Here is a 21,139-nt window from a genome sequence, read left to right on the forward strand (position 1 = left end):
GTGTCTCCTCCAGGCCCGCCAGGCCCGCGTTTTCTACGCCCACACCGCGCGTTTTCTACGCCCGCACCGCGCGAGTTCTACGCCCGCACCGCGCGAGACCACGCGGGCGTGGTCCCCGTAGCCCGGCACAGCGCCAGATACAGCGGAATCGGCGGCGTATAGGGCACCTCGCCCCCGGAGGGGCTGTGGATCAGGGAGGGTGCGCGCCGGGCGCCCGGCACTACGGCACCTGCCGCGTAATACGCCGGGGACGGCCACTCGAGGGCGACATCGGAGTCCGCGGGGACGATCCACCACCACCGGGCCCCGTCGACCCCGTCGGCATCGCTCTCCACGTCCTCGTACACACACCCCACCCGCGGCAACCGCGCCATCAGCCGAGGTCCGAGCCCCGAAGGCACCGCCACGGCGTCGCATCCCAGCGGCTGGGACATCCCCTCAGGGACGGCGAGGCGCGTCCGCGGCGGGGCGGCGGTGCGCCTCCGTTCCATGCGGACCAGCGTGTCCAGATCCAACAGCCGCCGCACCGTCACTGCGCTCACACGCCCCCCGTCCACGTCGTTCACGCTCACGTCGTTCCCGCACCCGCACCCGCGGTGGTCACCTCGTCACCCGTCACCTCACGCCCGAAGCTCCGCCCATACGGTGAGACCGGCTCCGGCGCCCTCGTCCCGCACGCCCCACGCCGTGCTGACCGCGTCGACGAGGAGGAGGCCCCTCCCGTGCTCGTCGTCCGCGTCGGGCCCTTCCCGGGCGGGCCGCGGGACACCTGATCCGTATCCGTCGTCACGCACAGCTATCCGCAGCTTGCCGGGGCCCGTGCAGAGCTCACAGATGATGCGGTGACTCGCCGTGTGCACGATCGCGTTGGTGACCAGCTCGGAGACCACAAGGGCCGCCGCGTCGCGGGCGTCCTCGTGGATGTCCCAGCCCATGAGCTGGGCCTTCGCCAGTCTTCTGGCCTGCGACGCGGAGCCCGGCCGTGGCACGAGCGCGAAGCTGACGCAGAGCTCGGCGCCGCTCTCGGCCCACGCGTCGGCGGTAATGCCAACAGGGGCTTCGGCGGCTGCTGCATGTAACGGCGCGGGCGGAGTCACAGCATCCACTATCGCCCCGTCGGGAACACCTTGGCAAGACCCACTCTGAAAAGTGCACAGTGGCGTGTCCCTTCTGGGCAGCACATGGCACACTGCTGGCAACGGCTCCAGGTGCGGAGTGAATTGGCATTACATGGAGTACGTGGAGGTAGGACGTGAGCGAACCGCGGTCCGCGCCGACCGTCGGCCAGGTCGTCCTCGGCCGTCGCTTGCAGGACCTGCGTGAGCGCGCGGGCCTCAAGCGAGAGGAGGCGGCACGGATCCTTCGTGTCGCCCCCGCCACGGTCCGGCGTATGGAGATGGCCGAGGTCGCGCTCAAGATCCCGTATCTCCAGCTGCTCCTGAAGTCCTACAGCGTCGCGGACGACGAGGCCGATGCCTTCGTGACGCTCGCCGAGGAGGCGAACAAGCCGGGCTGGTGGCAGCGGTTCCACGACATCCTGCCGGGCTGGTTCAGCATGTACGTAAGCCTCGAGGGTGCGGCCTCCCTCATCAGGTCGTACGAACCGCACTTCGTTCCCGGTCTGCTGCAGACCGAGGAGTACGCACGTGGCGTGATGCGCTCCGGAGCGATCGGCCAGACCAACCCCGATGACATCGAGCGGTACGTGGCGCTGCGCATGGAGCGCCAGTCGCTGCTCACCCGCGAGGACGCGCCGCGGGTCTGGATCGTGATGGACGAGACCGCCCTGCGCAGACCCGTGGGTGGTCCCGATGTGATGCGCGAGCAGATCGACAAGCTGCTCGAAGCCGTCGAACTTCCTCAGGTGACGCTGCAGATCGCGCCGTTCGCGGCGGGTCCGCACCCGGGCACGTACGGACCGTTCGTGCTCTTCCGCTTCGCCGTGGCGGAGCTCCCGGACATGGTCTACAGCGAGTACTTGACGGGCGCGGTCTATCTGGACGCGCGCACCGAGGTGGCCACCCACCTCGAGGTCATGGACCGCATGGCGGCGCAAGCCGCGACGGCACATCGCACAAAGGAGATCCTCCGGGACCTCCGCAAGGAGCTGTGAATGGATCGACACCGAGCCGGTACGCGACCCGGGTCCAAGCCCGGAGCCGGGTCCCGCCCCGAGTCACGGGACGACTCCCGGATATACAACGGTATGCCCGCTCGTGAGCTCGGCAGCGAGGGCTGGCACAAGCCGTGGAGCGGCGGCAACGGCGGCAACTGCCTGGAGGCCATGAAGCTGGCCGACGGCCGGGTCGCGGTCCGTCAGTCGACCGATCCGGACGGTCCGGCCCTGATCTACACGCACAGTGAGATCAACGCGTTCATCCAGGGGGCGAAGGCGGGGGAGGCGGACTTCCTGCTGTCGTGAGGGGCTTCCAACCGGGTAACCGGCTATCCGGCTAACTGACTAACCGGCGGTCATCGGCCGGTCGTACGGCCCGATCGGCGCCGCGAGCTGGGTCGAGCCCGTCAGCCACCGGTCCACGGCGGCAGCGGTCGCGCGGCCCTCGGCGATGGCCCATACGACAAGGGACTGGCCGCGGGCCGCGTCGCCTGCCACGAAGACGCCGGGCACGCTCGTCGCGAAGTCCGTGTCCCGGGCGAGGGTGCCGCGGGCGTCGACGTCCAGGCCGAGCTGGTCGATCAGGTCATCCGCGGCCCGATCGGGGCCGGAGAAGCCGAGCGCGAGAAGGACCAGGTCGGCGGGGAGTTCACGCGTCGTGCCGGGGAGCGGGCGGCGGTCCGCGTCGACCTCGGTCAGGTGCAGGGCGCGCACCCGGCCCGCTGTGTCACCCGCGAAGAGCAGCGTGGACGCGGCGAACAGGCGCGCGTCGGCGTCCGCCGCGGGAGCCGTCCCCAGCTCTCCCGCCTCCTCGTGGGCGACGGAGAGACGGTAGACCTTCGGGTACGTCGGCCAGGGCTCGGCAAGGTCGTCGCGTGCGTCGCCGGGCCGCTCGTAGATGTCCAACTGCGTGACGGACGCGGCCCCTTCACGCACGGCCGTGCCCAGACAGTCGGCCCCGGTGTCCCCGCCGCCGACGATCACGACGTGCCTGCCCGCGGCGGACAGCGGGGATCTTTCGAGATCCCCCTCGCACACGCGGTTGGCGAGCGGCAGATACTCCATGGCCTGGTGGATCCCGGTCAACTCCCGCCCCGGTACGTCAAGTTCACGCCAGGCGGTCGCGCCGACGGCCAGCACCACGGCGTCGTTCCTCGCGAGCAGCTCCACCGCGCCGATGTCCTGCCCGATCGCGATCGACGTACGGAAGACCGTGCCCTCCGCCCGCATCTGCGCGAGCCGTCGCTCCACGTGGTGCTTCTCCATCTTGAACGCGGGGATTCCGTACCGCAGGAGGCCGCCCGCGCGGTCGTCGCGCTCGTACACGGCGACGGTGTGTCCGGCCCGCGTCAGCTGCTGCGCGGCGGCGAGTCCGGCCGGGCCCGAGCCGACGACCGCGACGGTCCTGCCGGAGTGCCTGCCCGGGGGCATCGGCGGGTTGCGGCCGTCCTGCCAGGAGCGGTCGGCGATGGCCGCCTCGACGTTCTTGATGGTCACCGCGGGCTGGTTGATCGCGAGGACACAGCCCGCCTCGCAGGGGGCGGGGCAGAGGCGGCCGGTGAACTCGGGGAAGTTGTTCGTGGCGTGCAGCCGGTCCGCTGCCGTGTGCCAGTCGGAGCGCGAGACGAGGTCGTTCCAGTCGGGGATCAGATTGCCCAGCGGACAGGCGTCGTGGCAGAAGGGTATGCCGCAGTCCATGCACCGGTCGGCCTGCCGCTCGACGATGGGCAGCAGCGCGCCGGGGACGTACACCTCGTCCCAGTCCTTGACGCGTTCGCCGACGGGGCGGCGCGGCCATTCCTGGCGGGTGGTGGTGAGGAAGCCCTTGGGGTCGGCCATGGCCGTCTCCCTCGCAGCTTTCGCAGGCTTTCGGCCACTGTACGTCGGGGAGCGGGGGACGGCATGTGGTCAGGTCAGGGTGAGGTGGGCCGGGTCGTGCCAGGTCAGGTCAGGTCAGGGCGAGGATGAAGGACGCGGTGGCGGCCAGCGAGGCTCCGGTCCTGATGTGGTTCCACATGGTCCATTCGCTGACGTACGTACGCCAGTGGTCCGCGCTTGCCGGTGCCTGGGCGTCGAGCTTGGCGAGGGCGTCGTTGCGGGGGACGTTCGCGGCGATGGTCACGCCGAACGTGCCGAACAGGTACAGCGCACTGCCGAGCAGCAACTCGACGGTGCCCTCCTCGGGCCAGAGCACGAACGTGACGACGGCGACGACGCCGCTGAGTCCGGCGGCGCCCATGAACACGGCCATGAACCCGGCGGTGACCGCCTTGACGTTGATCGACTGCATCGCGGCGATGCCCTGGGCCGGGGGCAGGGCGGCGAGGGCCGGCATCACGAACGTAGAGAACGCGATGAACGCTCCGGAGACCAGGCCGAAGGCGAGCACGCCGAGGACGACGAGCACGAAATAGGGTCCCTCGATCATGGCAACTCCCGTGTTGGGTAAGGCAGCCGTCTGGTGAGTGAGCCGCGAGTGATCCTCCACGGCGCGGCCCCGCACCACAAGTGAAATGCCGGGACCGGACCGGGGGCCATGCGTGGGGCGCGCGGGCGCATACGCGGGCGTCTGGGTACGTCTGCGTACGAGGGAAGAATCCGTCGTGGAGCGGGTGGTTCAGGCGACCACGTCCTCCCGGCCAGGGCTCTGCCAGGCCCGTAGCGTCGCCTCCACCGCAGGGGCGATCCGGCGCCGTGCCTCCCCCCTGGGGACCCCGCTCATCAGGAGGCGGTCGTACGGCGTGTCCGTGTGCCGTACGGCGGCGATCACCGCTCCTGTCACCGCGGCGGCGGACAGCGCACGGCCCGCCGCACTCCGCCCCACCCGGCCACTGCCCCGCACGGACGCGTGCGCGGAGATCGCCCGTGCTCGCTCCTTGGGGCATCCAGGGAACAGACGGCGTATCTCGTCCGCGAAAGCCGCCGTGAAGTCGACGTCCTGCGCGGCCCGGCGCGCCGCGTCCCGTGCCCGGCGCCGCCCCCGCGCCTCCGCGTCCGCGAGGCACCGCTCCTCGGCCCTGGCGAGCGCCGCCTCCTCGACGAGGACGCCCTGACGTTCATAGCGACCCTGTCGCCGGTTGAAGCGGACGACCACGGCGGAGAGACCGCTCCCCTCGCGGGCCCGTCGCGTGAGGGCGGTGTCGCCGCGCGCCAGGAAAACCAGCTGGCCGAGGTCGGCGCAGTCCAGGCAGCGCGGCTCGGCCTCCTCGATGACCAGGAGGGAGAGCGGTCCGCCGCGGCACTCCGCGCAGTGGCGGCGTTTCAGAGGTTGGATGGCGAGAAGGCCGGTGCGGACAGGGGGTGTTGGTGCCATGGAAGGTTCATTCCCCGGTCAGCGGGCGTGTACCGCGCTGGGAGAGCGGCTGGGGGATAAGTCAGGGGAGAGGCTGGGGGAGAGGTCAGGGGGCGGTGAGGGGTGCGGCTGGGGGGAAGAGGTCAGGGGCGTGGTGAGGGGTGCGGCTGGGGGGAGAGGTCAGGGGCGTGGTGAGGGGCGCGGCGAGGGTGGTGGCCAGGGGCCCGGCATCATGGGGCGGGTGCGACTCGAAGCGATCACCTGGGACCGGCTCACCGACACCCTCGCCGACCGCCTCCTCGACCTTGAGGCCGCGGATGCGAGCCCCTGGCCCCGCATCGCGTTCGACGGAGCCCCGGCGGCGAGGCCCGGCGAGCTCGCCCAGCGCGTGGCCGACGCGCTGCGGGTGCGCGGGCGGCCCTCGCTCGTTGTCGCCGCGGAAGGCTTCCTGCGTCCTGCCTCGCTGCGTCTCGAGTACGGGCGCGAGGACGTGGAGGCGTACTACAGCGGCTGGTTCGACATCGGCGCGCTCTGGCGTGAGGTCTTCGGGCCGCTGGATCCCGGCGGTACGGGACGGGTGCTGCCGGATCTCTGGGACCCGGCGGCGGACCGCGCGACGCGCAGCCCGTACGTCCAACTCCCGCCCGGAGCACTGCTGCTGCTGCACGGGCCGCTGCTGCTCGGCCACTGGTTCCCCTTCGACCTGACGGTGCATACGAGGCTTTCGCCGGGCGCACTGCGGCGACGTACCGCAGAGGGCGAGCGGTGGACACTGCCCGCCTTCGAGCGGTACGAGGCGGAGACGGACCCCGGTGCGGTGGCGGACGTGGTCGTACGCGCGGATGATCCGCGGCATCCGGCGTGGGGCGGCTGGTGAGCGAGTTCGGCCGGAACGGGGAATCGATCGAGAGAAGGTGCCGTAACCCCTTTTATATGCACGTGCATATAGTTAGAGTCTGGGCATGGCGACAGCAGAGATCAACTTCAGCGAATCGGTCCGCACGCTCCTCGACGGCAAGAACTTCGCCAGCGTCGCGACCCTCGGCCCCGGCGGCGCACCCCAGAATTCGGTGGTGTGGATCAAACGGGAAGGCGACACGGTGCTGTTCTCGTCCACGGCGGGGCGGCAGAAGGTGCGCAACCTCGAACGTGACCCGCGCATCAGCGTCTCGGTGTTCGACCTGGCCAACCCGTACGCGTCGGCCGAGATCCGCGGCGTGGCGGAGATCCTCCCCGACCCGGAGAAGCGGCTCCCGCACGAGCTCTCGCACAAGTATCTGGGCATCGACCCGCCCGGCGAGAAGGGCGAGGAGGCCCGGGTTGTCATCCGCGTGATCCCCGAGAAGGTCGTCGGCTTCTCCGTGTGAGGCCCTCTCCGGAGTGCGGACCGGAGGGGGCCCGGCGAGAATGAGGGGCGCCGGGACTAGCTGCGCGCCTCCGCGCCGCGCCGGCCGCCGGCACCGGGAGGTACTCCATGACCACCGCCGGAGACATCATGCACCGCGGCGCCCAGTGGATCCCCGCACACGAGACCCTGGACCGCGCCGCACAACTGATGCGCCAGCTCGATGTGGGCGCCCTGCCCATCAGCGACGAGAACGAGCGGCTCTGCGGCATTCTCACCGACCGCGACATCGTCGTGGGCTGCGTGGCGATGGGGCACGACCCGTCCCGGGTGACCGCGGGCGACATGGCCAAGGGGACGCCGCGCTGGATCGATTCGGGCGCGGACGTCGACGAGGTCCTCCAGGAGATGAAGGGCCGCCAGATCCGCAGGCTCCCGGTCATCGAGAACAAACGCCTGGTGGGCATGATCAGCGAGGCCGACCTCGCCACGCACCTCACCGACGACCAGCTCGCGGCGTGGGTCGAGAGCGTGTACGCGAAGGGCTGACCGCCGGTGATCCGCGTGGCCCGTACGGGCGGTACGGCCCGTACCGCCCGTACCGCCTAGAGCCAGCCGTTGCGCCGGAAGCCGCGGTAGAGCACGAGGCAGGCGGTGGCGATCAAGCCGACCACCAGGCCGTAGCCGTACTTCCAGTGCGTTTCGGGCATGTGGTCGAAGTTCATCCCGTACACACCGCAGACCATCGTCGGCACGGCGATGACCGCGGCCCATGCGGTGATCTTCCGCATGTCCTCGTTCTGCGCGACTGTCACCTGTGCGAGATGCGCCTGGAGAATCGAGTTGAGGAGCTCGTCGAAGGCGGTGAGCTGCTCCGTGACCCGCTTCAGGTGATCGTCGACGTCCCGGAAATAGGCCTGTATCTCCGGGGCGACCACCCGCATCGGCTGGGTGGCGAGGATCTGGAGCGGGCGGCCGAGCGGCACCACGGCCCGCTTCAGCTCGAGGAGTTCGCGCTTGAGCTGGTATATGCGGCCAGGGTCGGCGCGCTCACCTTCCTTGGAGAAGACGTCCATCTCCACCTGGTCGATGTCGGCCTGCACCGCGTCCGTCACCACGAGATACTCGTCCACGACGTGGTCGGCGAGCGCGTGCAGGACCGCCGCGGGTCCCTGGGCGAGCTGCTCGGGCGCCGCCTCGAGCTCCTCGCGCAGCGGGCCGAGTGAGCCATGGCTGCCGTGTCGCACGGTGATCACGAACTCCTGGCCGACGAAGACCATGATCTCGCCGGTGTCCACCACCTCGCTGGTCGCGGTGAGTTCGGCGTGTTCCACATAGCAGACGGTCTTGAACACGGCGAACAGTGTTTCGTCGTAACGCTCCACCTTGGGCCGCTGGTGGGCGTGGACCGCGTCCTCCACGGCGAGCGGGTGCAGGTCGAAGAGCTCGGCGATGCCCGCGAACTCCTGTTCCGTCGGCTCGTGCAGGCCGAGCCAGACGAATCCGTCACCGTCCTTACGGATGCGCTTGACCGCCTCGACCAGATCGGGGCCGCCCTCCTGGCGCACGCCGTCGCGGTACGTCACGCACTTCACCACCGATGAGCCCAGCGGGGAGCGGGCGGGGTGGCTCAGGTCGACGCGGTTGTGCTTGCGCACGAACTGGGCGACCCGCGCGACTCTCCTCAGACCGCCCATCTTCCGGAGGTTCCCTACCTTCCGCAGGTTGCCTGCCATCGACATGCGTGGCTCCTCGTTCTGGTGACTTGGCGTGCCAGTCTGCCAGTACGTTCCGACCGTGCGGTCGGGGCCTGGGGGAACGGAATACTCCGCTCCGGGTATTCGGAGCCGCCTCCCGGGACCGAGGCGGGCAACTGGGATAGTCGGGGCATGACGCTCATCGACGGCTATCTCACCGGTAATCGGAATCTGCGTGGGGAGGCGGACGCGGGTGAGGGGCGGCGCTCCGACGCCTTCGCCACGCTCTTCGACCCCACGACGTTCCGGCACATCGAGCGGCTCGGCATCGGTACCGGCTGGCGCTGCTGGGAGGTCGGGGCGGGCGGCACCTCCGTCGTCTCCTGGCTCGCGAAGCGGGTCGGGCCCACCGGGCGAATCCTCGCGACCGACACGGACATCTCCTGGCAGACGTCGGCGGCCCGCACGCCGGTGGAGGTGCGCGTGCACGACGTGGGTGCTGACGCGCCGCCCGCCGGGGGCTTCGATCTCGTCCACGCGCGGCTCGTCCTGTCCGGGGTCCCGGACCAGGAGCGGGCCCTGGCCTCGATGATCAGGGCGTTGCGCCCCGGGGGCCGCCTGCTGATCGAGGAGGCCGACCCCGCCCTGCAGCCGCTGGCCTGTCCGGACGAGCGCGGCCCGGCGCAGGAGCTGGCGAACCGTCTGCGCCGCGCGGTCCTCACCCAGCGCGGCACCGACCTCGCGTACGGCCGCGGCCTGCCCCGCCTGTTGCGTACGGCGGGCCTGCGCCAGGTGGAGGCCGACGCGTACTTCCCGCTGACCTCGCCCGCCTGCACGGCGCTCGAAACGGCCATGATCCAGCAGTCCCGCACGGCCCTGACGGCCGCGGGCGCGGCCACGGACGACGACATCACGGACCACCTCGCGAACATCGCGGCGGAGCCCATGGACCTGGCGACAGCACCGCTGATCTCGGCGTGGGGGAGGAAGGGGTAGGGCCGCCTGTCCGGCAGATCACGGCCGACAGATCATGACCGGGGCGGCGCTGCCGTCGCGCCATCAGCCGCTGCCGCGGTGGGCGGCACCTCGCCGCGTTGCGAAACGACCGAAGGGGCTCCGCCATCAGGCCGCTCCGGCGCTTTGCGAGGCACCGCACCGGACGACGCGGCCTGTCGCCCCTGGTCCGCCCCTAAGGTGTGCCCCCGCCGAAGCTGACGACCGGTCAAGGGGCCGCAGCGGCAGGCAAGGGCGGCCTGCCTCCCACCCGTTCGACGGCCGAGGCTCCCGCCCGGCACCCCTCCGCCAGAGCCTCGCGGAGCCCCGCACCCCTGAGCCGGGAGGCGAGAAACGCGCCGGTGAACGCGTCTCCCGCGCCCGTCGAGTCGCGCGGGGTCGCGGGCAGCGCGGGGGCTTCGGCCCGTACCTCGCCCTCCCGGGCGGCCAGCGCACCCGCGGCGCCCCGCTTGACCACCACTGACGGGAACTGGCGACTCAGCTTGGCGGCCGCGTCCGCCAGGTCGGCCGTGTCCGCCACGTCAGGCATCCCCGTAAGCAGCCGCGCCTCGTCCTCGCTCGGCAGCAGCACGGCGACCCCGTCCGTCGCCGCCAGGAAACGGTCCACGCCCAGTTCGGCCAGGAACCCCGCCGACGCCGGATCGACACTCACCGGCACTCCACGCGCGCGTGCCGACGCCAGCGCGGCCTCGGCCGCCGCCCGGCTCGGCTCCGCGAAGAACAGATACCCGGACAGGTGCAGCCACCCGACGCCCTCAAGGAGGTCGGGGGACCAGTCGGCGGCCGACAGACGCAAGGACGCGCCACTGTCCGTCAGGAACGTCCGCTCGGCCCCGGCCCCCGCGCCCCCGTCGACCAGGCAGATCACCGTCCCCGTAGGCGCCTCGGGGTCGACGACGAGACGGGAGCGTACTCCCGCGCGGGTGAGCGCCTCCTCGTGCCAGGTCGCCGACTCCGCGCCGACCCGCCCGAGGAGGCGTGCGTCGCTACAGCCCCAAGAGGCCGCCCAGCACGCGACGTTGGCGCCCGCGCCGCCCGGCACGGTACGGATCGCCGCCGTCGTGTCCGTGCCCCGTGCCAGCGGCGTACGGTGCCGCGCGACGATGTCCGTGACGACGTCGCCGACGACCAGCAGGGCACCACCCCGCGAGCTCACCGCCCCGCCCAGGCCGCCGCGATCCGTCCCGCGAGCCGCACATTGCCCCGGACCGCCGCGAGGTTGGCGCTCAGTGATGCACCGTCGGTGCGCCGCACCAGCTGGTCCAGGAGGAAGGGCGTGACCGCCTGTCCGGTGATGCCCCGCTCCGCGCACTCCTCCAACGCCTCGGCAAGCACGCGCGCGTGCAGCGCGGGATCGAGCTGCTCCGGCTCCGGCACGGGGTTCGCGACGAGCAGCGCGGACTCGGGGCCGCCGACCGCGTCCTGGGCCCGCATGACCGCCGCGACGTCCGCGGGCGTACGCAGCGTCCAGTCCACCGGATGCCCGGAATCGGTGAGATAGAAGCCGGGGAAGCGGTCCGTCCCGTATCCGGCCACTGCGACGCCCAGCGTCTCCAGGCGCTGTAGCGTCGCCGGGACGTCCAGGATCGACTTCACGCCCGCGCAGACGACCGTGATGCGCGTCCGGGCGAGCAGGCCCAGGTCGGCGGACTCGTCCTGCGTCACCGCCCACTCCCGGTGCACCCCGCCGAGCCCACCCGTGGCGAACACCCGTACGCCCGCGCGCGCCGCGAGCAGGGCCGTCGCGGACACCGTCGTCGCCCCGCTCGCGCCCGCCGCGACCGCGAGCGCCAGGTCGCGGTGGCCCAGCTTCCGGACGCCGTCCTCATTCGCGACGCGCTCCAACTGCTCCTTGTCCAGGCCGATATGGGGCCGCCCGTCCAGGACGGCGATCGTCGCGGGGACGGCTCCCTGCGTGCGTACGACCTCTTCGAGCTCACGCGCCACCTGGAGATTGCGCGGGCGCGGCAGCCCGTGCGCGATGATCGTGGACTCCAGCGCGACGACCGGGCGCCGGTCCGCCACAGCCGCCTGTACCTCGTCGGACACCACCAGCACGGGCCTGCCTCCTGTCTGTCGGGTCTCCCCTCATCCCTTCATCCCTGGCGGTGTGGGCGTACTCGCAAACCCCGTAGCCCCCGTAGCCCCCGTAGCGGCCCGCCCCGGCGCGCGCCTCTACGGAGGGCCCGATTAGGGTGACCCGCCATGACTACGAATGATCAAGCCGTCGCCTCGTTCACCGTGCACATCCCGGATGCCGAGCTGACAGCGGAGCCGCTCGATCCGGCGCAGATCGTCTCCGGCACCCCGGAGGTCACCGGCAAGGTGCTGTGGGAGTCCGCCGACGGCAAGCAGCTGCGCGGCATCTGGCAGATCACACCCGGCGTGGTCACCGACACCGAGGCCAACGAGCTCTTCGTGGTCGTCAGCGGCCGGGCCACGGTCGCGGTGGAGGGCGGCGACGTGCTGGAGATCGGCCCCGGCGACGCGGCCGTCCTGCGCGAGGGCGACCGTACGACGTGGACCGTGCACGAGACGCTGCGCAAGGCGTACCACATCACCCTGCCCTGATCGCAGGGGTCGCAGCCGCCCGGATCGCGGTCGCCCGGATCAGGCAGGTCAGGCCTTCTTGACCGACATCGACCGGCGGAGTGCGAGCGCCGCCATCGGCAGCAGCACGCATACGCCGATGAGGTTGAGCCAGCCGTAGCTCGCCCGCGCGACGATGAGGCCGGCCGCCGCGCCGCCGATCCCCGCCGCCGTGTTCATGGTCAGGTCGGACAGGCCCTGCACGGCGGCTCGGGCCGGCTGCGGCACCGAGTCGGTGAGCAGCGCGGAGCCGGAGACCAGGCCTGCCGACCAGCCGAGGCCGAGGACGAAGAGACCGGCGGCGGTCTGCCCGTGGCTCGGCCCCGCGGTGCCGGCGAGCAGTGCGGCACAGCACAGCAGTCCGACCGCGAGGCCGATCACGGAGAGCCGCCCGAAGCGGTCCGAGAGCCAGCCCATCACCGGCGAGAGCGCGTACATGCCGGCGATGTGCCCGCTGATGACCAGGCCGACCAGTTGCAGGCTCGCTCCGTGGTGCCCCAGGTCGACCGGGGTCATGACCATGATCGAGACCATCACCGTGTGCGACACGGCCACCGTCACAAGGGCGAGCCGGGCCATCGGCGATGCGGCCACCGCGGCCATACCGGCCCGCAGCGAGCGGCTCTGCGCGGAGTGGTTCTCCTGCGGGGCGAGGGCGCGGGCGGTGAGCAGCGGGTCCGGACGCAGCAGCACCGCCACCACGAGGCCGGTGAGCGCGAAGATCCCGGCGGCGAAGAGGAAGGGGCCCGCCGCCTCGGGTATGGAGGTGCCGGAGAAGGCGCGGCTGGTGGGCGCGGCGATGTTCGGGCCGAGGACCGAGCCGATGGTGGTGGCCCAGATGACGAGGGAGATGGCACGCCCGCGCCGGTCGGGCTCGGCGAGATCGGCCGCGGCGAAACGTGCCTGGAGATTGGCGGACGAGCCCGCCCCGAAGCCCGCCATGCCGAGCAGCAGCAGGGGGAAGCTCTCGATGACCGCGGCGAGGACCACGAGCCCCGCTCCCAGGGCGCCGATCAGATACGCGAGGACAAGACCCGGCCGCCGTCCGCGCGACGTCATCAGCGCGGCGAGCGGCAGTGAGAGCAGGGCCGTGCCTGCCACGGACGCGGTGGGCGCGAGGCCGGACAGCGCCTCCGTCCCGCTCACCTCGGTCGCGAGCATCGGGGCGAGGGCGATGCCGATCGGTACCCCGAGCCCGCCCAGTATCTGACTGGAGATCAACACCGCTGTGGTGCGGCGGCGCAGGGCGGGCAGCGCCTCCGGCGTGGGTATGTCAGGAGCGTCGAGGGTCGAAGTCACTGACGCAGTGTGCCAGGACGTTCGTACGCTGGAAACGCAGTTTTCACACCTCTCCGGGGTCGGAAGAGCGGCTTCCGGCGGCAGCGTCAGAACAGCGGCTGCGGCAGCACCCCTTCCAGGGCGAGGAGCTGGCGCTTGGTCTCGAGGCCGCCGCCGAAACCGCCGATGCCGCCGTCGCTCTCGACCACCCGGTGGCACGGAACCACGACCGGCAGCGGGTTGGCGCCCATCGCCATGCCGACCGCCTGGGCCGCGCGTGGCTGGCCGACGCGCTGGGCCAGGTCCCCATAGCCGACGACAGCGCCGTACGGAACGGTGGTCAGTTCGCGCAGGACCTGGCGGTTGAACCCGGAGATCAGAGACCAGTCGAGCGGCAGCTCGAAGTCGCGCCGCTCGCCCGCGAAATAGGCCGCGAGCTGGCGTATGGGCTCGGCGAGGAGCGGGGAGTCGGGAGCGTGCAGCGGCTCGGCCCCCAGCCGGGAGCCGAGCCGCTCGAGTGCCTTGTCGCGCACCGCGTCGGTGGCGTGGAAGCCGACGCTGACCAGACCGTCATCGGTCGCGGCGAGCAGCAGCGGACCGATGTCGCTCGCGACGACGGCCCACACCACCTGCCGGGGGTCCTGCTGATCCGGCCGGACCTGCACATTGGCGTTCATGTGCACCACCGTACGACCGGGCACTGACAACGGGGCCCCCGAGCGCGCAGGCCCTACTTGGAGATGGCCGCACGCACGACATCGGGTGTGTTCGTGATGATGCCGTTCACCCCGAAGCCCGCCACCCGCTGTGTAGCTGCCGCGTCGTTCACGGTCCAGGTGAAGATCTCCAGGGGCTTCCCGTGCGGTCCCTTGGTGGCGTGGATCGCGGCGACGTACTCCTTGGAGATGGAGCTGTGCGTCGCGTTGATCTGGTCCGAGAACTTCGCGTACTCGGGCAGGTCGGCGGTCGCCGGCGTGCCGAGGAAGCCGGTCTTGATGTCGGGCCGCAGCTTGTGCACGGTCTTCACGCTGTCCGCGCTGAAGCTCTGGATGACGAGCTTGCTCTTGAGGTGGTGTTGGTCCAGCCAGCCCGTTTTGCGCAGGACGTCGAGACCCTGCTTCTCGATGCCCGGGTACAGCTCGGGCTTCTTGAACTCGAAGACGAGTTTCTGGTGGTTGCGCGAGACGCGGTTCATGTACTGCTTCAGCGTCGGCACCCGCTGTCCCGCGTACTTCGGGCTGAACCAGCTGCCCGCGTCCAGCCTGGCGATCTCGGCGGCGGTGAAGTCCGCGACCTTCCACGGCGCACGGTCGGGGAAGAGCTCCTCGACGTTCGTCGTCCGCTTCAGGGTGTCGTCGTGCATGATCACGAGCTCGCCGTCCTTGGTGCGCTGGACGTCGTTCTCGACCCAGCGGAACCCCATGTCAGCCGCCTTGTCGATGGCTGAGAAGGTGTTCTCGGGCGCATAGGCGGAAGCACCCCGGTGCGCGACGACCAGCGGTCTGTCGTGCCGGACGGAGGCCTGCGCCGATGTCCCCGCCGACGTGTCGTCGGCGGCGTGAGCGGTGGCGGAGGGGAGGACGAGTGCGCCGGCTCCAAGAAGAGCGGCGGTGGCGGCAGCGGCAACGCGTGCGTACAACGGTGACTCCTCGCAATGTAGTGGTCACTGACCGGATGAGAGTGACAGTCCACGGCCAACGCGAGACAGGTGCAGGATGGCCACAGGTTGAACGGCGACAGCCGGGCTTCTTTCCGGGAAAATCGTTCGTACGTTCCGCAGTGAGCTTTACTCTCTGCGTCAGCCCATGGCCCGTCAGTGGACGGCCGGCCGGGGCCATTTGGGGGCTTTCCCTGGCATTCAGGGACTACAGGCGGAAGGGCTACCGCTCATGCAGGGCACGATCGACGGTTTCAGCTACGGACTTGTCACCCCGGTGGTGGCGTATGTCATGGCATGCCTCGGCGGTGCGCTGGGCCTGCGCTGCACCACCAGGTCGCTCCTCGTGGCGCACTCCTGGAGGCCAGGCTGGCTCGCGCTCGGCTCGGCGGCCATCGGCTCCGGCATATGGACCATGCACTTCGTCGCGATGATGGGCTTCACCGTGAAGGAAGCCCCGATCCACTACGACAAGGCGCTGACCTTCGCGAGCCTCGCCGTCGCCATCGTCATGGTCGGCATCGGGATCTTCATCGTCGGCTACCGAGGGGCGACCGGGACAGCGCTGTTCACCGGGGGCACCATCACCGGCCTCGGCGTCGCGTCGATGCACTATCTGGGAATGGCCGGAATGCGTCTGCGCGGGACGCTCGAGTACAACACCCTCACCGTCTCCGCGTCCGTGGTGATCGCCGTCGTCGCCGCCACGGCCGCGCTGTGGGCGGCCGCCCAGGTCAGAGGTTTCCTCTGGAGCCTCGGTGCGAGCCTCGTCATGGGCCTGGCCGTCAGCGGCATGCACTACACCGGGATGGCCGCCCTCGACGTCCATCTGCACGGCTCGGCCGCCGCGCCGTCCGGGGACTCGCCCGCCGAACTGCTCGCGCCCATGATGATCGGCCCGCTCGCCTTCCTGCTCCTCGCGGGCGTGATCGTGATGTTCGACCCGCTGATGGTGATGGGCAAGGCCGACCTGGAGAACGCCGCGCGGGGGCCGCACGCCCCCTACCCCGTCCCGCGCTCCGGCGACCGGCACGACCCGCGGGCGAGCCGCAGGCCCCCGCAGCGCCCCGGCCCCAGGACCCCGCAGAGCTGGTGATCCGACCCCGTTGTCAGTGCGGGGTCGTACGGTGGTTTCCATGCGGCCCGTATCCAAGATCGAACGCACGGTGGCGCCTTTCGAGGTCGTCAGCAACTACACGCCAAGCGGCGACCAGCCGGCGGCCATCGCCGACCTGGAGCGGCGCATCCGCGCAGGTGAGAAGGATGTCGTCCTGCTCGGCGCGACCGGCACCGGAAAGTCGGCCACCACCGCGTGGATGATCGAGAAGCTCCAGCGCCCCACCCTCGTGATGGCGCCGAACAAGACGCTGGCCGCCCAGTTGGCGAACGAGTTCCGAGAGCTCCTGCCGAACAACGCGGTGGAGTACTTCGTCTCGTACTACGACTACTACCAACCCGAGGCGTACGTCCCGCAGTCCGACACGTACATCGAAAAGGACTCCTCGATCAACGAGGAAGTCGAGCGCCTGCGCCACTCCGCGACGAACTCGCTGCTCACCCGGCGTGACGTGATCGTGGTCGCCTCCGTCTCCTGCATCTACGGCCTCGGCACACCGCAGGAGTACGTCGACCGGATGGTGCCGCTCAAGATCGGCGACGAGATCGACCGCGACCAGCTCCTGCGCCGCTTCGTCGACATCCAGTACACGCGCAACGACGTGGCCTTCGCCCGCGGCACCTTCCGGGTCCGCGGCGACACCATCGAGATCTTCCCGGTCTATGAAGAGCTGGCCGTCCGCATCGAGATGTTCGGCGACGAGATCGAGGCGCTCTCCACGCTGCACCCCCTCACCGGCGAGGTCATCAGCGACGACGACCACCTCTATGTCTTCCCCGCCTCGCACTATGTGGCGGGCCCGGAGCGCATGGAGAAGGCGGTCAACGGCATCGAGAAGGAGCTCGCCGAGCGCCTAGCCGAGCTGGACAAGCAGGGCAAGATGCTGGAGGCCCAGCGCCTTCGGATGCGCACGACGTACGACCTGGAGATGCTCCGCCAGATCGGCTCCTGCTCCGGCATCGAGAACTACTCGATGCACTTCGACGACCGCGAGCCCGGCTCCGCACCGAACACCCTCATCGACTACTTCCCCGAGGACTTCCTCCTCGTCATCGACGAGTCGCACGTCACGGTCCCGCAGATCGGCGCGATGTACGAAGGGGATGCCTCCCGCAAGCGCACCCTGGTGGACCACGGCTTCCGGCTGCCGTCCGCGCTGGACAACCGCCCGCTGAAGTGGGAGGAGTTCCTCGGCCGCATCGGCCAGACCGTCTACCTGTCGGCGACCCCGGGAAAGTACGAACTCTCGCGTGGTGACGGCTTCGTCGAGCAGATCATCCGCCCGACCGGCCTCATCGACCCGGAGGTCGTGGTCAAGCCCACCGAGGGGCAGATCGACGACCTGGTGCACGAGATCCGCACCCGCACCGAGAAGGACGAGCGCGTCCTGGTCACCACCCTCACCAAGAAGATGGCCGAGGACCTCACCGACTACTTCCTCGAACTGGGCATCCAGGTCCGCTATCTGCACAGCGACGTCGACACCCTGCGCCGCGTCGAGCTCCTGCGTGAACTGCGCGCCGGTGAGTACGACGTCCTGGTCGGCATCAACCTCCTGCGCGAGGGGCTCGACCTGCCCGAGGTCTCCCTGGTGTCGATCCTCGACGCCGACAAGCAGGGCTTCCTGCGCTCCGGCACCTCACTGATCCAGACCATCGGCCGCGCGGCACGCAACGTCTCCGGTCAGGTCCATATGTACGCGGACAAGGTCACCCCGGCGATGGAGCAGGCCATCGACGAGACCAACCGCCGCCGCGAGAAGCAGATCGCGTACAACAAGGAGAGGGGCATCGACCCGCAGCCTCTCCGTAAGAAGATCAACGACATCGTGTCGGCGATCGCGCGCGAAGAGGTCGACACCGAGCAACTCCTCGGCACGGACTACCGCAAGGCGAAGGAGGCGGGCGCGGGGAAGGCCGCCAAGGCGCCGGTGCCCGCGCTCGGCGGAAAGGCGGGCAAGGCCGCCAAGGGCAAGGCAGCCGAGAAGGTGCCCACGGACCGTCCCGCGGCCGAACTGGCCGAACAGATCGAGGAGATGACCGCGAGGATGCGCGCGTCCGCCGCCGACCTCCAGTTCGAGATCGCCGCCCGGCTGCGTGACGAGGTGTCGGAGATGAAGAAGGAGCTCCGGCAGATGAGGGAGGCGGGGCAGGCGTAGGGCGGGGCAGGCGTACTGCCTGGTGTGTTGCAGGACCGACACAAAGTGCCGCCCGCACTGCGGCACTGTCAGTGCCTCTGCGTAGGGTGCTTGGCAACCGCACAGACCGGCGGTTGCCCAGGCATTTCGAGAGGGGACAGCGCGTGACGGTCAACATGACCAAGGGTCAGGCCATCAGCCTGCAGAAGGACGACGGGGGTGCCCTGACCGCGGTGCGCATGGGGCTCGGCTGGCAAGCGGCCCCGAGGCGTGGCCTGTTCGGCACGCGCACGCGTGAGGTCGACCTGGACGCGTCGGCGGTGCTCTTCGCCGACAAGCAGCCGGTGGACGTCGTGTTCTTCCGTCACCTCGTCAGTGACGACGGTTCCGTGCGGCACACCGGTGACAACCTCGTCGGCGGTGTCGGCCAGGGCGGGGACGACGAGGCGATCCTTGTCGACCTGGCGCGGATCCCGGTCCACATCGACCAGATCGTCTTCACCGTGAACTCCTTCACGGGGCAGACGTTCCAGGAAGTGCAGAACGCCTTCTGCCGCCTGGTCGACGAGACCAACGGCCAGGAGCTCGCCCGCTACACACTCGACGGCGGCGGTCAGTACACCGCGCAGATCATGGCGAAGGTCCACCGCGCGGGCGCGGGCTGGCAGATGACGGCCATCGGCAATCCTGCCAACGGCCGCACGTTCCAGGACCTGATGCCGTCGATCCTGCCGCACCTGTAGTCACACGGCAGCCACGCGGCACCAGTAAGTACAGAGGGCACGAGGGGGACGAAGGCGATGACGGCCGAACTGGTCCGGGGGCAGAACCATCCGCTTCCCGGCACCCGTCTGGAGATCCGGGTCTCGGTCGGCAAGCCGATCGTGGCCGGGGTCACGCTCAGCGACGACCAGGGCAAGGTGCGCGGCACGGACTGGGTGGCCCATCCCGGCTCGCCCACGCTGCCGGGCCTCGAAGTGCCCAGGCAGGCGGCAGCCGACCACCGCCTCGCGGTGGACCTCGGAGCCGTGCCGGAAGCGGTGCACCGGGTCAACGTCCTCCTCGCGCTGCCCGTCGGCGTCGGGGGACCGGTCAGCTTCGGCTCCCTCGCCGCCCCCTTCGTCGCCGTCACCGGACTCGACGGCTCCGAGGTCGCCAGCTACACCATCACCGACCTGGACGCCGAGTCCGCCGTCGTCGCCCTGGAGCTCTACCGCAGGCAGGACGCGTGGAAGGTGCGCGCCGTCGGCCAGGGCTATGCGGGCGGCCTCGCCGACATGCTCACCGACCAGGGCCTGCCGGGGGCCCGCGAACTGGCGGGCACGATCAACGAAGCGGTGGCCCAGGGCCTCGCCCGCTCGGTCGCCGCGCCGCCGCCCCGCCCCTCGGACGAGGCCCGCGTGCGGACGACAGGTGGGCAGGCGGGGCGGACCGCAGCTGGTTCGGGAACACCCGGTCCGGACGGCGCCGCCCCCCAGCCCACCCCCGCCACGTACCAGCCGGGCGACGCGAACAGCACGGGCGGCAGCCCGGTCGACTACACCCACCCCAGCCGTCAGACCAGCACACCGCCGCCGCCCGCGCCGACCGCGGCTCCGGCCGAGCCGGGCAGGTCCGCCCAGCCCGTGGCGGGCGACGCGACCGGCTGGTCCATGGACGAGCGGCTCTACAACCAGGTGTGGGGCATGTTCGAGGACCTGGCCCGCACCACGGCCGCGTACCGAAGCGCCGTGGACTTCGCCGAGTCCCGTATGGACCAGGAGCTCGACAAGGTCCTCTCCGACCCGCGCAGCCGCATCGGCGGCACCGGTGACGCCGCGCGCGAGGTCGCCCGCGCCAAGCACGGCCTCCTCGTAGACCAGGCACAGGCCGCACTCGACCGCGACCTGGCCCAGCTCGCCGCCGAGTCCGAGGTCGTCGAACCGGCACTGCCCATGGCGTACGCGGGCTGGGACAGCCCCGTCTGGCACGCCTACCGCACCCCCATGGAAATCCCCATGGCCCTGCGCCTCGGCGACCTCCACCTGCCCGAGAGCCCCGATGTGCGTATCCCGATGCTGGTCAGGCTGCCCCTGGAGCGCGGCCTGTGGATCGACAGCGGCCGCTCGTCCGGCACGGATTCCCTGGCCGACGTGGATCAGCTGCGCAGCCTCGCCGTGGACAGCGCGGTCGCGCACACGGCGCGGCTGCTCGCGGTCTATCCGGCGCGCGAGTTCACGGTGCATGTCATCGACGCGGCGGGCTCCGCGGCGGGCGCCCTCGCTCCGCTGGTGACGGCGGGCGTGCTCGCCGAGCCGCCCGCTTCCGGCGCGGCAGGTGTCTCCGCCGTACTCACCAAGCTCACCCAGCGCGTGGACCTGGTGCAGATGGCGATCCGCGCGGGTGCTTCCGACGCGCTCCCGCCGGACCTGGACACCGCCGAGCAGCTCCTGATCGTCAACGACTTCCCGCACGGCTTCGACGACCGCGCCGTGACCCAGCTCCGCTACCTCGCGGACGAGGGCCCGGCGGTCGGCGTGCACCTGATGCTGGTCGCCGACCGTGAGGAGGCCGCGGAGTACGGCCCGCTGCTCGACCCGCTCTGGCGCGCGCTCCTGCGCCTGACGCCGGTGGCCGACGACCACCTCGCGGACCCCTGGGTCGGCCATGCGTGGACGTACGAACCGCCGATGGCGCCGCCCGGCAGCCGCGTCCTTGAGCAGGTCCTGGGCCAGGTCGCCGAGGCGCGCCGCAAGGGCGGCCGCTGACCGAAGGGCATCGCTCCTGACCTGGGCTTTTGGTGCCTGCTTGCCATCCCCTTTACTAAGTCTTGGTGTTTCACGTACTCTTCTTCCAGCGGAGGGGAGTACTCCCGAACGCGACGTACCCGTCAATACGGACCGCCATCGGTCCCGGGG

22 protein-coding genes are annotated in these 21,139 nt (G+C 70.7%); 11 read left to right on the forward strand and 11 right to left on the reverse strand.

The genetic code is table 11. From position 1 onward, the window contains the following. Positions 1 to 77: 77 nt before the first annotated feature. Both ACGFSB_RS15445 and ACGFSB_RS15450 read right to left on the reverse strand, forming a co-directional pair. Positions 78 to 542, reverse strand: coding sequence for a hypothetical protein (locus tag ACGFSB_RS15445; protein WP_393398736.1), 465 nt, complete (start codon positions 540 to 542; stop codon positions 78 to 80). 78 nt (positions 543 to 620) lie between these two features. Beyond that, entirely contained in the window at positions 621 to 1,097 is a 477-nt protein-coding gene (locus ACGFSB_RS15450; protein ID WP_393398738.1) for an ATP-binding protein, read from the reverse strand. A 155-nt stretch (positions 1,098 to 1,252) separates the two neighbouring features. Between ACGFSB_RS15450 and ACGFSB_RS15455 the strand changes: the two genes are divergently transcribed. Next, complete coding sequence (locus tag ACGFSB_RS15455; protein WP_393398740.1) at positions 1,253 to 2,113, forward strand: helix-turn-helix transcriptional regulator; 861 nt, start codon at positions 1,253 to 1,255, stop codon at positions 2,111 to 2,113. A gap of 93 nt (positions 2,114 to 2,206) precedes the next feature. Next, a complete protein-coding gene (locus ACGFSB_RS15460) occupies positions 2,207 to 2,422 on the forward strand; it encodes a DUF397 domain-containing protein (protein WP_393399053.1) in 216 nt (71 codons plus the stop codon). 39 nt (positions 2,423 to 2,461) lie between these two features. Here the strand turns inward: ACGFSB_RS15460 and ACGFSB_RS15465 are convergent, their stop codons facing one another. From ACGFSB_RS15465 to ACGFSB_RS15475, 3 genes are all read right to left on the reverse strand, one after another. Further along, positions 2,462 to 3,955, reverse strand: a complete 1,494-nt coding sequence (locus ACGFSB_RS15465) for a glutamate synthase subunit beta (protein ID WP_393398742.1) — start codon at positions 3,953 to 3,955, stop codon at positions 2,462 to 2,464. 109 nt (positions 3,956 to 4,064) lie between these two features. Next, a complete protein-coding gene (locus ACGFSB_RS15470; protein ID WP_393398744.1) occupies positions 4,065 to 4,544 on the reverse strand; it encodes a DUF1772 domain-containing protein in 480 nt (159 codons plus the stop codon). A gap of 189 nt (positions 4,545 to 4,733) precedes the next feature. Further along, positions 4,734 to 5,429, reverse strand: a complete 696-nt coding sequence (locus ACGFSB_RS15475) for a DUF2293 domain-containing protein (RefSeq protein WP_393398746.1) — start codon at positions 5,427 to 5,429, stop codon at positions 4,734 to 4,736. Between the two features lie 211 nt (positions 5,430 to 5,640). On the opposite strand from ACGFSB_RS15475, the gene ACGFSB_RS15480 reads away from it, so the two are divergent. The 3 genes from ACGFSB_RS15480 (at position 5,641) to ACGFSB_RS15490 (ending at position 7,302) form a co-directional block, all read left to right on the forward strand. Then, positions 5,641 to 6,285, forward strand: coding sequence for a uridine kinase (locus tag ACGFSB_RS15480; RefSeq protein ID WP_393398748.1), 645 nt, complete (start codon positions 5,641 to 5,643; stop codon positions 6,283 to 6,285). An 85-nt stretch (positions 6,286 to 6,370) separates the two neighbouring features. Next, positions 6,371 to 6,775, forward strand: coding sequence for a PPOX class F420-dependent oxidoreductase (locus ACGFSB_RS15485; protein ID WP_393398750.1), 405 nt, complete (start codon positions 6,371 to 6,373; stop codon positions 6,773 to 6,775). Positions 6,776 to 6,882: 107 nt separating this feature from the next. Continuing rightward, positions 6,883 to 7,302: a CBS domain-containing protein gene (locus tag ACGFSB_RS15490; protein WP_393398752.1), complete on the forward strand. Its 420-nt coding sequence runs from the start codon at positions 6,883 to 6,885 to the stop codon at positions 7,300 to 7,302. 56 nt (positions 7,303 to 7,358) lie between these two features. Here ACGFSB_RS15490 and ACGFSB_RS15495 read toward each other — a convergent pair whose 3' ends face one another. Then, the gene (locus ACGFSB_RS15495; protein WP_393398754.1) at positions 7,359 to 8,495 is read right to left on the reverse strand and encodes a magnesium and cobalt transport protein CorA; all 1,137 of its coding nucleotides are present in this window, start codon (positions 8,493 to 8,495) and stop codon (positions 7,359 to 7,361) included. Between the two features lie 147 nt (positions 8,496 to 8,642). Here ACGFSB_RS15495 and ACGFSB_RS15500 point away from each other — a divergent pair, with 147 nt between their 5' ends. Further along, on the forward strand, positions 8,643 to 9,446 hold the full coding sequence (locus ACGFSB_RS15500) for a class I SAM-dependent methyltransferase (RefSeq protein WP_393398756.1): 804 nt from the start codon (positions 8,643 to 8,645) through the stop codon (positions 9,444 to 9,446). 226 nt (positions 9,447 to 9,672) lie between these two features. Here ACGFSB_RS15500 and ACGFSB_RS15505 read toward each other — a convergent pair whose 3' ends face one another. Together ACGFSB_RS15505 and ACGFSB_RS15510 are read right to left on the reverse strand one after the other, a co-directional pair. Next, positions 9,673 to 10,620 (reverse strand): carbohydrate kinase family protein, encoded by a 948-nt coding sequence (locus ACGFSB_RS15505; protein WP_393398758.1) that lies wholly within the window; start codon positions 10,618 to 10,620, stop codon positions 9,673 to 9,675. Next, positions 10,617 to 11,522, reverse strand: a complete 906-nt coding sequence (locus ACGFSB_RS15510; RefSeq protein ID WP_393398760.1) for a pseudouridine-5'-phosphate glycosidase — start codon at positions 11,520 to 11,522, stop codon at positions 10,617 to 10,619. The genes ACGFSB_RS15505 and ACGFSB_RS15510 overlap by 4 nt, the downstream gene beginning before the upstream one ends. Positions 11,523 to 11,669: 147 nt before the next feature. Here ACGFSB_RS15510 and ACGFSB_RS15515 point away from each other — a divergent pair, with 147 nt between their 5' ends. Then, a complete protein-coding gene (locus ACGFSB_RS15515) occupies positions 11,670 to 12,035 on the forward strand; it encodes a cupin domain-containing protein (RefSeq protein ID WP_393398762.1) in 366 nt (121 codons plus the stop codon). A 48-nt stretch (positions 12,036 to 12,083) separates the two neighbouring features. Here the strand turns inward: ACGFSB_RS15515 and ACGFSB_RS15520 are convergent, their stop codons facing one another. The 3 genes from ACGFSB_RS15520 to ACGFSB_RS15530 all read right to left on the reverse strand — a co-directional run bounded on the left by ACGFSB_RS15520 (position 12,084) and on the right by ACGFSB_RS15530 (position 14,970). Next, positions 12,084 to 13,352: an MFS transporter gene (locus ACGFSB_RS15520; protein ID WP_393398764.1), complete on the reverse strand. Its 1,269-nt coding sequence runs from the start codon at positions 13,350 to 13,352 to the stop codon at positions 12,084 to 12,086. 86 nt (positions 13,353 to 13,438) lie between these two features. After that, positions 13,439 to 14,008, reverse strand: coding sequence for a methylated-DNA--[protein]-cysteine S-methyltransferase (locus ACGFSB_RS15525; protein WP_393398766.1), 570 nt, complete (start codon positions 14,006 to 14,008; stop codon positions 13,439 to 13,441). A gap of 53 nt (positions 14,009 to 14,061) precedes the next feature. Further along, entirely contained in the window at positions 14,062 to 14,970 is a 909-nt protein-coding gene (locus tag ACGFSB_RS15530; protein WP_393398768.1) for a glycerophosphodiester phosphodiesterase, read from the reverse strand. Between the two features lie 250 nt (positions 14,971 to 15,220). Here ACGFSB_RS15530 and ACGFSB_RS15535 point away from each other — a divergent pair, with 250 nt between their 5' ends. From ACGFSB_RS15535 to ACGFSB_RS15550, 4 genes are all read left to right on the forward strand, one after another. After that, the gene (locus tag ACGFSB_RS15535) at positions 15,221 to 16,084 is read left to right on the forward strand and encodes an MHYT domain-containing protein (RefSeq protein ID WP_393398770.1); all 864 of its coding nucleotides are present in this window, start codon (positions 15,221 to 15,223) and stop codon (positions 16,082 to 16,084) included. A 40-nt stretch (positions 16,085 to 16,124) separates the two neighbouring features. Then, entirely contained in the window at positions 16,125 to 18,263 is a 2,139-nt protein-coding gene (gene uvrB, locus ACGFSB_RS15540; protein ID WP_393398772.1) for an excinuclease ABC subunit UvrB, read from the forward strand. Positions 18,264 to 18,406: 143 nt separating this feature from the next. Next, complete coding sequence (locus tag ACGFSB_RS15545; RefSeq protein ID WP_344521847.1) at positions 18,407 to 18,985, forward strand: TerD family protein; 579 nt, start codon at positions 18,407 to 18,409, stop codon at positions 18,983 to 18,985. 57 nt (positions 18,986 to 19,042) lie between these two features. Continuing rightward, positions 19,043 to 20,989 (forward strand): TerD family protein, encoded by a 1,947-nt coding sequence (locus ACGFSB_RS15550; RefSeq protein ID WP_393398775.1) that lies wholly within the window; start codon positions 19,043 to 19,045, stop codon positions 20,987 to 20,989. The last annotated feature ends 150 nt before the right edge of the window (positions 20,990 to 21,139 follow it).

Source organism: Streptomyces sp. NPDC048441 (genome assembly GCF_043200235.1).
Lineage (GTDB): Bacteria > Actinomycetota > Actinomycetes > Streptomycetales > Streptomycetaceae > Streptomyces.